General features: G+C 40.4%; 9 protein-coding genes and 1 pseudogene. 9 read left to right on the forward strand and 1 reads right to left on the reverse strand.

Features of this window, described 5'->3' with window-relative positions; all coding sequences use genetic code 11:
• The first annotated feature begins 39 nt into the window (after positions 1-39).
• The 8 genes from A4V03_RS08385 (at position 40) to A4V03_RS08420 (ending at position 11,532) form a co-directional block, all read left to right on the forward strand.
• Complete coding sequence (locus A4V03_RS08385; protein ID WP_065538548.1) at positions 40-3,540, forward strand: TonB-dependent receptor; 3,501 nt, start codon at positions 40-42, stop codon at positions 3,538-3,540.
• 26 nt (positions 3,541-3,566) lie between these two features.
• Positions 3,567-5,312, forward strand: coding sequence for a RagB/SusD family nutrient uptake outer membrane protein (locus tag A4V03_RS08390; protein WP_065538549.1), 1,746 nt, complete (start codon positions 3,567-3,569; stop codon positions 5,310-5,312).
• Between the two features lie 29 nt (positions 5,313-5,341).
• Entirely contained in the window at positions 5,342-6,235 is an 894-nt protein-coding gene (locus A4V03_RS08395; RefSeq protein ID WP_065538550.1) for an endonuclease/exonuclease/phosphatase family protein, read from the forward strand.
• A gap of 16 nt (positions 6,236-6,251) precedes the next feature.
• The gene (locus tag A4V03_RS08400) at positions 6,252-8,423 is read left to right on the forward strand and encodes a hypothetical protein (protein ID WP_065540351.1); all 2,172 of its coding nucleotides are present in this window, start codon (positions 6,252-6,254) and stop codon (positions 8,421-8,423) included.
• Between the two features lie 23 nt (positions 8,424-8,446).
• Positions 8,447-9,325 carry an endonuclease/exonuclease/phosphatase family protein gene (locus A4V03_RS08405; RefSeq protein ID WP_065538551.1) on the forward strand — a complete coding sequence of 293 codons (879 nt, stop codon included), beginning with the start codon at positions 8,447-8,449 and terminating at the stop codon, positions 9,323-9,325.
• Between the two features lie 212 nt (positions 9,326-9,537).
• Complete coding sequence (locus A4V03_RS08410; protein ID WP_065538552.1) at positions 9,538-10,305, forward strand: threonine/serine exporter family protein; 768 nt, start codon at positions 9,538-9,540, stop codon at positions 10,303-10,305.
• A gap of 1 nt (position 10,306) precedes the next feature.
• Positions 10,307-10,792, forward strand: a complete 486-nt coding sequence (locus A4V03_RS08415) for a threonine/serine exporter family protein (protein WP_065538553.1) — start codon at positions 10,307-10,309, stop codon at positions 10,790-10,792.
• An 11-nt stretch (positions 10,793-10,803) separates the two neighbouring features.
• The gene (locus A4V03_RS08420; RefSeq protein WP_065538554.1) at positions 10,804-11,532 is read left to right on the forward strand and encodes a DUF6064 family protein; all 729 of its coding nucleotides are present in this window, start codon (positions 10,804-10,806) and stop codon (positions 11,530-11,532) included.
• A 138-nt stretch (positions 11,533-11,670) separates the two neighbouring features.
• Here A4V03_RS08420 and A4V03_RS08425 read toward each other — a convergent pair.
• Positions 11,671-11,805 (reverse strand): annotated as a pseudogene (locus A4V03_RS08425) (SDR family NAD(P)-dependent oxidoreductase); the annotation flags it as partial.
• A gap of 249 nt (positions 11,806-12,054) precedes the next feature.
• On the opposite strand from A4V03_RS08425, the gene A4V03_RS08430 reads away from it, so the two are divergent.
• The gene (locus tag A4V03_RS08430) at positions 12,055-13,563 is read left to right on the forward strand and encodes a 4Fe-4S binding protein (RefSeq protein ID WP_065538555.1); all 1,509 of its coding nucleotides are present in this window, start codon (positions 12,055-12,057) and stop codon (positions 13,561-13,563) included.
• Positions 13,564-13,574 lie beyond the last annotated feature (11 nt).

Genomic DNA, 13,574 nt, shown 5'->3' on the forward strand with positions numbered 1-13,574 from the left:
ATTTTAAATCTAAGTTTAACTTTAATCAAAGCAAGTAGTATGAAACACAAAGTTCTGCTCGTATTGTTGCTGGGGATAATCATAAGCGTGTCCGCTTCTGCCCAAAAGGTGACAATGAATCTTAAACAAGTAAAGCTGGAGAAAGTATTCTCTGCTATTACACAGCAAACTGGTCTTACGGTGGCTTATAGCCGTACGATCGTCAATCCGGATCGAATAGTGACGGTAGAAGCAAAGAATCAGGAATTATCTAAAGTTCTGAATGATTTGTTTCTCGGTACTAACGTAAACTATGAGATCGGAAAAACAAAAATTTATTTGAAGGAGAAAGTTACGGATTCCGAACAACAAACCAGTAATGCGAACAAAAGAAATATATCCGGCCGGGTGGTCGATGAGAAAGGAGAGCCTATTATTGGCGCCAGTGTGATGGTGCAAGGCAGTTCTTTGGGTACAATAACGAATGTAGACGGACGTTATACTTTGGCTAATGTTCCCGAAAACAGTACGATTACAGTATCATACATCGGATATATTACGGTTAATTACGCTGCTACCAGCAGAAATCTGTCCCAAGTAGTTCTCCGCGAAGATAGTAAGACACTGGAAGAAGTGGTAGTGGTGGGATATGGTACGCAAAAGAAAGTAAACCTGACTGGTGCCGTTGCTATCGTTTCGGGTGATGAACTGACGACCCGTTCTGCTGCCAACTTATCACAGCTTCTGCAAGGTTCCGTACCGAATATGAACGTAAACTTTAGTTCAGGACGTCCCGGACAGGGGGGAAACTTCAATATCCGTGGAGTCAACTCCATTAGTGCGGATGCAGCACCTCTGACTATCATTGATGGAATCGAGGGAGATATAAATAAGGTAAACCCCAATGACGTAGAATCCATCAGTGTTTTAAAGGATGCTTCGGCTGCTGCCGTATATGGTGCCCGTGCTGCTTATGGAGTGATTTTGGTTACAACAAAGAATGGAAAAGTAGGCAAGACTAATGTCAGTTATAACGGTCGTTTCAGTTTTGGTGACACGACTACTTCTACGGACTTTGAGACACGTGGTTATTATTCGGCCGGTATTAATGATATGTTCTACAAGACATACCAAGGCGTCCCTTATACACATTATACCCAAGAGGATTACCATGAATTATGGATTCGCCGTAATGATAAAGTAGAAGATCCTTCCCGACCATGGGTGGTAGAAAAAAACGGAGAGTATAAATATTATGGCAACTTTGACTGGTATAATTGTTTGTTTGATAATACTCGTCCCACTTGGGAGCATAACTTGACGGTTTCGGGAGGAACCGAAAAAGTGAAGTACATGCTATCAGGCAACTACTATAATCAGAAAGGAATTATCAGAATAGATCCGGACCGCTTTAAGAAATATACGTTCCGTTCAAAGATCATTGCCAATATCACTTCCTGGTTTGAATTAAGTAACAATACTTCTTATTATCATTCTGAATATACTTATCCGGGGCTATCGGGAGTAAATGACGTTTTCAGCAGAGCCGGACGGCATGCTTTGGCAAGTATTGTACCGATGCATCCGGATGGAACCCTGGTTTATAGAACAGGTCTGACAGATACAGGAGAAGTGGCAGATGGTGTTAGTGCCGTATTATTAAATGGCGGACATCACAATCGGAATCGTGAATATGAGTTTGTAACTACGTTTGAAGCCGTTTTAAAACCAATCAAGCATTTCGAGGTTCGTGCAAACTACAGCTGGGCACATTACAGCCAACAGAATTTGAATCGTTCCGTAGATGTGTTATACTCCAGAAATCCGGGAGAAACAATCACAATGGATAACGGACGTACCAAAGGCAATTATTTGTCGGAAACACAAAATAACCAGATACGTCAAACTTTCAACTTATATGGGACGTATGACAATACCTTCGCAAATGCACATTCTGTAAAGGTTATCGTAGGCGGTAACTATGATTATAAGTATTTCAAGAAATTGGGAATGAAACGTAACGGGTTACTCTCTGAATCTCTCGATGATTTTAACCTGGCAAAAGGTGATGATATATCCATAACCGGAGGACAAGAGGAATATGCGATTCTTGGCTTTTTCTATCGTTTGAATTATGGATATAAAGACCGCTATCTATTTGAAGCCAGCGGACGTTATGATGGTAGTTCCCGTTTTCGTCAAGGACATCGTTTCGGTTTCTTCCCGTCATTCTCTGCCGGATGGCGTGTCAGTGAAGAAGCCTTCTTTACACAAGCCAAAAACTATGTAAGCAATCTGAAACTAAGACTGTCTTACGGATCATTGGGAAATCAGAAAACAGTAGGCTATTATGACTATCTGCAACTGATTAATACCGGAGCGGTAATGAACTATGCTTTCGGAGATACTACGAAAGGCGATTATGCCTATGAGTCAGCTCCGAACTCTACCGATTTGACTTGGGAAACTGTAATCACAAAAAATATAGGTTTGGACTTGGGCTTTCTTAATAACCGTTTGAATGTATCTTTTGATGCATATATTCGTGATACTAAAGATATGTTGATGGCAGGAAAGACTTTGCCTGGCGTATATGGCGCCTCTTCTCCCAGAATGAATGTGGCAGACTTGCGTACGAAAGGGTGGGAAGCATCTATTACTTGGGGAGATAGTTTTACTTTGGCAAGCAAGCCTTTCAACTACCGGGTAATGGCTGGTATCGGAGATAACACCTCCAAAGTGACAAAATATGATAATCCCAACCGGACGCTGACCGATCCTTACGAAGGACAGCAGTTAGGCGAAATATGGGGATACGTAGTAGACGGTTATTTTAAAACGGATGAAGAAGCAAGGAATTATAAAGTAGACCAATCGTTCGTTAACCAAATGATTAATGCAAGCGCTTTGGATAATGGACTTCATGCCGGTGACCTTAAATTTGTCGATTTGGATGGTAACAACAAGATTGAACAGACAACATCTGCTAATGACCGGAAAGACATGAAAGTGATCGGTAACTCATTGCCTCGCTATAATTATAATTTCGGAATCTCTGCGGATTGGTATGGAATTGATTTTTCAGTTCTTTTTCAGGGCATCGGCAAACAAAATTGGTATCCTGGTGCTGAAACGTCCATGTTTTGGGGCCCTTATTCCCGACCATACGCTAGTTTTATTCCTTCCGACTTTATGAGCCAGGTATGGAGTGAAGAAAATACAGATGCTTATTTCCCACGTCCCAGAGGATATGTGGTTCTCGGAAGTAATCGTGAATTAGCAGTGGTTAATACTAAGTATTTGCAAAACCTCGCTTATTGCCGATTGAAAAATCTTTCTATTGGTTACACATTGCCGGATAAATGGCTTTCTAAAATAGGTTTCGAGAAAATACGTGTTTACTTTAGTGGTGAGAACTTGCTGACATTCACTAAGCTACATTCCGATTATATTGATCCGGAACAAGCATCGGCAAGTAACAGCTGGAAAACAAGTAAAAGTGACGCAAATATTTATCCCTGGGCAAAGACATACTCTTTTGGTGTAGATATAACATTCTGATAATAACGAATATAAAGGAATATAGTATGAAAATAATGAAATATACATTGTGGGCGACTGTTGGTCTGTCGTTGTTATTTGCTTCTTGTGAAAACATATTGGATATAAATCCGAAAGATCGCTTGACGACTAAGGATTATTTTACGAATGAAGAGCAATTACAGTTGTACAGTAATCAATTCTATTCGAATAACTTCCCGGGTGATGGCGATATTTACAAGGATAATGCTGATGTGTTGATCGTATCACCTTTGGACGATGAAGTGAGCGGACAACGTGTCATTCCGGAAACGGGTGGAGGATGGAGTTGGAGTGCACTGCGATCAATTAATTTTTTATTGGATAATCTGGGAAACTGTAAAGACCAGAAAGTGCGCGACAAATATGAAGCCCTAGCACGCTTCTTCCGTGCTTATTTCTATTTTGAAAAGGTGAAACGTTTTGGAGATGTACCTTGGTACGATAAAGTACTCGGCTCGGATGATGCCGATTTATACAAAGCCAGGGATTCACGCGAATTTGTGATGGGAAAGATAATGGAAGATCTTAATTTTGCTATAGAGGTTTTTAAAGAAACCAACCGGACAAAAGAACTTTATCGCGTAACCTGGTGGACTGCCCAAGCATTAAAGTCACGTGTAGGATTATTTGAAGGTACTTATCGTAAATATCATAGATTGGGTGATTATGAAAAATACTTGAATGACTGTGTAAGTGCCTCTAATGAAATCATGACTGCTTCCGGAGGATATTCATTATATCAATCCGGCTCACAGTCCTATCGTAATCTCTTTAAATCCGAGAATGCGATTGATGCGGAAATCATATTGGCTAGGGATTATAATAATGATTTGAGTTTGGTTCATAAAGTACAGGCTTTTGAGAATTCTCCGACATTGGGCCGTCCCGGACTTTCGAAAAAACTGGTCAATTATTATTTAATGAAGAACGGCAACCGTTTCACCGACCAACCCAATTATGCAACAATGGAGTTCAAGGATGAAATAGTCAATCGTGATCCGCGTTTAGCGCAAACAATCCGTACTTCAAATATAAATATGAATGTTACGATGACCGGATACCACCTGCTGAAATATGCAAATGATAATATGAGCTATACAGGTGATTCAAGCAATGACCTTCCTCTGTTCAGATTAGCGGAAGTCTATTTGAACTATGCCGAAGCAAAGGCAGAATTAGGAACACTGACGCAAACTGATATCGACAATACGGTAAACAAATTGCGGACACGTGCAGGAGTTACGGGAAAACTGAATATGAACGCAGCAAACCTTTCTCCGGACCCTTATATGTGTGCTCCGGAAACCGGTTATGTGAATGTCACAGGAGATAATAAAGGGGTGATTCTGGAAATTCGCCGGGAACGTGCGATAGAGCTAGTCATGGAAGGCTTCCGTTATTATGATTTGATGCGCTGGAAAGAGGGGCAATGTATGGCCCAATCTTTTAAAGGATTTTATCTTCCTGCTACAGCTATCAATAAAGCGTATGATATCGATGGAGACGGAACAAATGATGTCTGTTTCTACACCACATCTTCGCAACCCAGTGTTGGAAGTGTGACGTATGTAAAATTGGCTTCCGATGGAAGCGGCACCTCATTGTCAGAAGGTAATTATGGTAATTTATTGTGTTACAGTTGGATCGACCGTACCTGGAATGAGAACCGTGATTATCTATATCCGATACCAAGACAGGAAATAATCTTATCTAATGGTGTCGTAACCCAGAATCCGGGATGGAATGAATAACAAGTATAAAAGATATAAATAATAGATTTATGAAAAAGATAGTAATATACACATTGATTTCCTTCATATTCTCTGTTTTCGCCAGCAGTTGTGAAGATAATAAAGACAATTCATTGTACTATCCTGATTTCACGTGGGATACAGGAGATGGCGAGGAAGACGAAGACCCCGTGACTGAAACGTCCATGCGTGTAGCAACTTATAACTTACTGGTGGAAACTGGTACAGGATGGACTAACCGCCGAGAACGTGTGGCACAATTAATCAAAGACTACGATTTTGAGATTTGTGGATTCGAAGAAGCCAGTTGGGAACAACGTTCCTACTTAGGAACCCAACTTGCGAGTGATTATCAGATTCTCGCTTATGGTCGTGACACTGGAAATGACGATAACAAGGCAGGAGAGATGAGTGGCATTTTATATAAGAAGAGCCGCTACACATTACTGGATGCCGGACGTTTTTGGTTTTCCGAAACTCCGGAAATTCCTTCCAACGGATGGGATGAAACAAATTTCAAACGTTTCTGTGTATGGGGAAAATTCAAGGATAGCAAGACTCAAAAAGAATTTTATCTTTTTGAAACTCACATGCCTTTGGCTGATAATGCCAGAAAACATGCATGCCAAATGCTGGTGGATGCAGTTTCCGATAAAGCAAAAGACAATACTCCCGCATTTTGTACCGGCGACTTTAATGCGACTCCTGATGCTCCCGAAATAGCCACTACGATTTGCCAAAGTGGTATATTGAAAGATGCGTATCGGGAAGCGGCCGTTCAACACGGAGCTCTCTTTACATTTCCTTCTAAAAAGACCAGAATTGATTTTATTTTTGTGAAACATGCTACGGTGCTTTCTACCCGCACTATTGTCAGTTCTTTATCCGATCATTATCCTATGGTGATTGTAGTAGAAATCTAAAATAAAGATGAAGATTATGAAAAACAAATTTTATCATATAAGTACATATTCGGTAATGAGATATTGGACCATTTTATGGATGGCTGTTTTATCTTTCTCATGCTCTGATTTTAATCCGATGGATTCCTATAGCCGTATTCCGCCGGATAGAAACACAGACATAGATGACGGAGACGAGGGTGACGGAGCAGGCGGGCTTTTTGAAAAAGGTTATGGAACAATGAACAAACCCTATCTCGTTATGGATGTGATACAGATTCAGAATATGAGTGAAGCCTTGGTGAAAGGAAAGATGATTTATTTCCAGTTGGGGGCTGATATTGATATGAAGTCTGTATCTAATTGGGAACCATTGAACTCAAACGGTGACTATTATATCTATTTTGATGGAAATAACCATATTATAAAGAATTTCACCTGTACAGACAAAGCGTATGCCAGTTTTTTCGGTATTTTGGCCGGGACTTGTAAAAATGTAGGTTTCTATAATGCCCATGTAGAAGCAGCTACTAATAGTGGGGCAGGGGTTATCGGCGGTTATATCGGAGTGAAAGCTCCGAACGCTGTAGAGAAGACAGGGCAGGTGGAAAACTGTTACGTCTCCGGAAAAGTGAAAGGAAAGTATGCTGGTGGAATAGCTTCCCGTATGGGTAGACCGTATGGAGGACAGATTTGTTATATCAAAAACTGTTATTCTACAGCAGAGGTGATATCTACAGGAGATGAATGTGGAGGTATTGTAGGTTCTATGTATGAAAACAGTGAGGTGTCATATTGCTATTCTACAGGTGTATTAATTGGTGCCAATTCAGTGGGAGGTATTGCTGCCCTTCCTTCCGAAGGAGCTAAAATTACTTCCTGTGTTGCTTGGAACTGGAAAATGACAGGACCTGCTGCTAGATCTGGACGTATCTGTGGAGTTTTGTCTCAAGGTGAAAATGGACATCAGGCAGATCCTGTCGCATCTGAATGTTATGCATGGGAGGATATAGTTTGTACAGGATTTTCTCCGGAGGATAATGTAGGCTCCGTTTCGACTGGAAAATATGATGGAGTGGGCGAAAGTGTCCTGACTTTGCAGAATAGCATTGCCAATTGGGGGACTCCATGGCATAATGTTGGGAATATAGATATGGGATTCCCTATTTTAGAGTGGCAGTTGGATAGAGAAGATTATGCTAGTTATGGAGGACATGACAATGAACCAGAAGGTGATTTTGCTAGTGGAGACGGAACTCAAAATAATCCTTATGTGATTGCTAATGCTATCCATATTCAGAACATGAGCAAAGTCCTTATTGGAAAACAAACGACCTACTTTGTTTTGAGTGCGGATATTGATATGCAGGGGATCAAGTGGACGCCCTTAAATGGAGATGGTCCGTACGAGAAATGGATAATTTTTGATGGACGCAATCATGTAATTAGAAATCTGAATTGTGACTCCGGTTCTTATCCCAGTTTCTTTGGTGTATTGTGTGGAGAATGCAAGAATGTAGGATTTGTCGATGCAAATATCTCATCTACTAACCAAGGTATCGGTATTATAGCCGGTTATGTAGGATTGAATAGCGGTGCGGTAGGGTTCACAGGTAAGATCATTAACTGTTATACTACCGGAATACTGAAAGGGTCGGGAGCAGCAGGCGGAATTGGTGGTATCTTCGGCGGTAATGGACGTATTGAGAACTGCTATACCACTGCTACTATTATTGATCAGATAAATAATGATAACGGTAAAGCAGGTGGAATTATCGGAAGGTTCCATGCTGGCAACACGACTTCATATATTGAAAATTGTCATGTAAGTGGTGACATCAGTGCTACTAAAGGTGGCTGGGTTGGAGGTATAGTCGGTAATATGGATAGCGGAACACTAAATATCAAGAATTGTGTGGCATGGAGTAGTACCTTGTTAAACTATTCAAACCAGGCAAAAATAGGACGCATAGTGGGAGGACATAACAATAATGTTACTGCTGAAAACTGCTATGCTTATGACGGTATGATTTTGAAAGCAGGAGAGGCTACATTTACCGTTTCAGATGAGACATCACCGTCCGGTAGTAGTAGTTTCCAGGGAGTAGCTAAATCTGCTAACGAACTGAAAACTACTGTTATAAGCTGGGATTCTTCTCTTTGGAAAGAAGGAAGCAATGGCTATCCGGTATTTAAATGGAGTAAATAAACTGATATTTAATGATTTGTAATATGAAGTGTTTTATAAATAAGAAATATTATTTTCTGTTTTTGATTTTACTTTTTGCCGGAGAACTTCCGGCAAAATCTTTGAACTTAGACAAAACGAAACCGGAAGAAATTATTCGCCTTGCATCTTATAACATCCGCACCAAAGGAGACAAGGGGGATAAGGCTTGGGAAGTTCGTCTGAATGCATTGGTGGATGTTGTGCGACGGAATAAATTTGATATGTTTGCCATACAGGAAGGACGTACCTCTCAATTAAAAGATATGATGATCTTGAACGAGTTTTCTTATATCGGTCGTGATCGTGACGGGGATGATAAAGGAGAACATTGTGCCATTTATTATAAAAAGGATCGTTTTAAGGTGTTGAAACATGGTGATTTTTGGTATTCGGAGACTCCTGGCATACCTTCTTATGGTTGGGGAGCACGTTGTCGTCGGATTTGTACTTGGGGATATTTTAAGGATCTCAGGTCCGGGAAGAAGTTTTATGTATTTAATTCACATACGGATCATGAAGCAACAGAAGCAAGACGGCAATCCTCATTCATGTTGTTGGAACAGGTAAGGAAGATCGCTAAAGGTAAGCCGACCTTTTGCACTGGTGATTTTAACGCTACTCCGGACGAAGAGCCGATACAACTTCTCCTGAAAGATAATTTATTACTAGATTCATACGAATGTACTCTGACACCTCCCAAAGGACCGTCAGGTAGTTTTTATGCCTATAACAAAACAGGAAACACAGCTAAACGTATAGATTTTATTTTTGTGACTCCAAAAATAAAAGTGCTTTCTTATCACACCATTGATGATGATATAAAGTATAATAAATATTCTTCAGATCATTTTCCTGTAATGGTGGAAGTGCTACCGAAATGAGAAAAGGAGTAAACTTTGATCACACTGCAGAAAAAATGGGTTAATATAGTTAAGATAAAGTAGTTAAGTTAGTAAAGCTTAAAAGATTGACGCAGTCTTTCACTAGAGGTTTAGCTTTAAACACTGTGAAAGGCTGCGTTTTTTATTTTTAATCGCGGTAAAGATCCCTGTTTTTTTTGTACTTTTGCGCCCGATTTAAAAATATCATATTTATGAAGACAGGCGAATCTTTATTATCCATAGGTAAATTTATTGCAGAATATTCAGCTCATTTAATGGGGGCCGGAGTACACACCTCACGGGTGGTGCGCAACACAAAGCGTATGGGAGAGGCTTTCGGACTAGATGTCAAATTAAGCGTATTTCATAGAAACATCATTCTGACTATTATAGATAAAGAAACAAACGAGGCTTGTAATGAAGTTATAGACATTCCTGCACACCCGATCAGTTTTGAACATAATTCAGAGTTAAGCGCATTAAGCTGGGAAGCAGTAGACAATCATTTGTCATTGGAAGAATTGAAAGACAAATACAAAAAGATTATTTCTGCTCCGCGGATACACTCTCTTTTCGTGTTATTATTAGTAGGATTTGCCAATGCGTCTTTCTGCAAATTGTTCGGCGGTGATTTAATTTCGATGGGAATTGTGTTCTCGGCTACCATTACAGGATTCTACCTGAAACAACAAATGCAGGCGAAAAAGATCAATCATTATGTTGTATTTATTGTTTCGGCTTTTGTTGCTTCCCTGTGTGCTTCCACCGCGTTGATCTTCGATACAACTTCGGAGATTGCCATGGCAACCAGCGTGCTATATCTTGTGCCTGGGGTTCCCTTGATTAATGGCGTGATTGATATAGTAGAGGGATATGTATTAACAGGATTTGCTCGTCTGACAGAGGCTTCTTTGTTGATTGTAAGCATCGCTATCGGACTTTCCTTCACATTATTAATGGTAAAAAACAGTTTAATTTGATATGATAGCACTTGACATTCTTACGGATGGATTTTTTGCAGCAGTAGCAGGTATAGGATTTGGTGCAATTTCCGATCCTCCTTTGCGTGCATTTAAGATGATTGCCATACTGGCAGCATTGGGACATGCTTGTCGTTTTTGTTTGATGACTTATTTAGGCGTGGATATTGCCACAGGTTCGTTGTTTGCCGGATTAGTCATCGGCTTCGGCAGTTTGTGGTTAGGGAAAAAGGTATATTGCCCGATGACGGTATTGTACATTCCGGCGTTGCTTCCCATGGTTCCGGGAAAGTTTGCATACAACATGGTATTTTCACTTATCATGTGTCTGCAAAATGTGAATGATCCGGATAAGCTGGACAAGTTTATGTCGATGTTTTTCTCTAATACTCTGATAGCAAGCACAGTGATTTTCATGTTGGCGGTAGGAGCTACATTCCCAATGTTCCTGTTTCCACATAGAGCCTTTTCATTAACAAGACACTAAAACGAATTTTTATGGAGATTTTTTGGAGAACAATTGCATATTATAATTCAGCTACTTGGCTTTTACAGATAGTTATCATTCTGATTGGTATTGCATTGACCGGATTGCTTATCAGCAAACCACATCCGTGGGTGAAAATGGCGATGAAGTTCTATATGATAGGTCTGTATACTTGGATTTCTCTGGTCTACTATTATATCTATTGTGAAGAGCGTAGTTATAATGGAGTCATGGCTATGTTTTGGGGGGTGATGGCTATCATTTGGATATGGGATGTGATTACAGGATATACTACCTTCGAACGTACCCACAAATATGATCTACTGTCTTATGTGCTGTTAGCAATGCCTTTTATATATCCTTTGGTTTCATTGGCACGCGGTCTTTCATTCCCGGAAATGACTTCTCCAGTTATGCCTTGTTCGGTAGTGGTGTTTACCATCGGATTGTTATTGCTGTTTGCACAAAAAGTCAATATGTTTTTGGTGCTGTTCCTTTGCCATTGGTCATTGATCGGATTATCCAAAACTTATTTCTTTCAGATTCCGGAAGATTTCTTATTGGCAAGTGCCACGATACCAGGCTTGTATCTTTTCTTTAGGGAATATTTCCTGAATAATCTGCATGCCGACACCAAGCCGAAAGCCAAATATATTAATTGGCTGTTGATAAGCGTTTGCGTCGGACTGGCAGTGTTGCTGACTACTACCATGTTCTTGGAATTAGTTCCGAAAAGTTAATCCAGTGACATAGAAGGTATTCAAATCAAAAAGAGGTCGTTCAAAAATTATAAAATCGTTCTTACTACGATAGATTATAGTAAGGACGATTTTTCTTTTAGGAACTTTGGGAACGACCTCTTTTATATATCATATTATTTACTTAATTGCGTAGAATATCCGTAAGGCATATTGTATAACTGCATTAGGCAACCATTTTTTACTCTTCGCAAACAATACCTGTATCTAGGGACCTACTTTTATCCGAAAAGGAGGATTGGTACGTTCCACTATCCCATTACACCACCGATACCTATTCCAGCGTATAATATGCCTCAAGTATACGAAAAATAGTTCTTCACCCAATACAGTTAAACATTTCTTTTCTATGATCAGTAAAATTGGTAAAACATTCTGTAATCTATATAGTTGAAAAACAAATTTCCTTGATTAAATTTGCAACATTAAAATACATTGGGGTTGAATCCTGACTGTTTTGCACATTTAGAGATAACTACTATAATTTGAAAATTAAAAAAGCTTATGCTACGTACTATCAGACTTACAGCCGCCATTGTGTGCTTTACGCTTATTACCCTGCTTTTCCTCGACTTTACGGGTACATTGCACACTTGGTTCGGATGGTTGGCGAAAATTCAATTTCTGCCGGCTTTATTAGCCTTAAATATAGGTGTCGTATTGTTTTTAGTTGTGCTTACATTCCTGTTCGGGCGTATCTATTGCTCCGTTATCTGTCCGTTGGGAGTGTTTCAGGACATCGTTTCGTGGATATCCGGTAAGCAAAAGAAAAACCGATTCCGCTATTCACCAGCAATGAAATGGTTGCGGTATGGCGTTTTAGGAGTATTCATTATAATGATGGTTGCAGGGCTGAATTCTTGGGTCATCTTACTGGCTCCGTATAGTGCTTATGGACGGATAGCTTCCAATCTTTTCGCACCGATTTGGCAATGGGGAAACAACTTGCTGGCATACTTCGCCGAACGAATGGATAGTTATGCTTTTTATGAGGTAGATGTATGGATGAAGAGCCTTTCAACGCTGATTATTGCTGTTGTCACTCTTATTGTCCTTTTTATTCTGGCGTGGCGCACTGGACGGACGTATTGCAATACCATCTGTCCAGTGGGTACTGTATTGGGATTTATATCCAAATATGCGATATTCAAACCGGTGATTGATACTTCCAAATGTAATAGTTGCGGTTTATGTGCCCGTAATTGCAAAGCATCGTGTATCAATTCTAAAACTCATGAAATTGATTATAGTCGTTGTGTAGCTTGTATGGATTGCATCGGCAAATGTAAGCATGGAGCCATTAAATACACTCGACAGAAACCTAAAAACGAAACAGCTACAAGCGAAGATATGAAAGCAAAGGCTGCCACTGCCGAACAGATTGATAATAAACGTCGTAGTTTCATTTCGGCATCGGCTATCTTTGCAACAACTTCTGTCCTGAAAGCACAGGAAAAGAAAGTGGACGGCGGGTTAGCCACTATTGAGGATAAGAAGATCCCGAACAGAGAAAATCCGATTTATCCTCCCGGTGCATTAAGCGCGCGTAATTTCACTCAACATTGTACGGCCTGCCAATTATGCGTATCCGTTTGCCCCAATCAGGTGTTGCGTCCTTCGGACAATCTGATGACGTTGATGCAACCGGAAATGTCATACGAACGCGGGTATTGTCGCCCCGAATGTACCAAATGTTCGGAGGTCTGTCCGGCTGGCGCTATCCATCTGACTAGTCTTGCCGAAAAATCGGCTATTCAGATCGGACATGCCGTATGGATTAAAGAGAACTGTGTGCCTTTGACGGATGGAATGGAGTGTGGCAACTGTGCCCGCCATTGCCCGACAGGTGCCATACAAATGGTGGCTTCCGATCCTGACAAAGTGGATTCTCTAAAGATTCCAGTAGTGAATGTAGAAAAATGCATTGGTTGCGGAGCGTGTGAAAACCTTTGTCCTTCTCGTCCTTTCAGCGCCATTTACGTGAGCGGACATCAGATGCACAGAATTATTTGATCTAAACCAGT

Source organism: Bacteroides caecimuris (genome assembly GCF_001688725.2).
Lineage (GTDB): Bacteria > Bacteroidota > Bacteroidia > Bacteroidales > Bacteroidaceae > Bacteroides > Bacteroides caecimuris.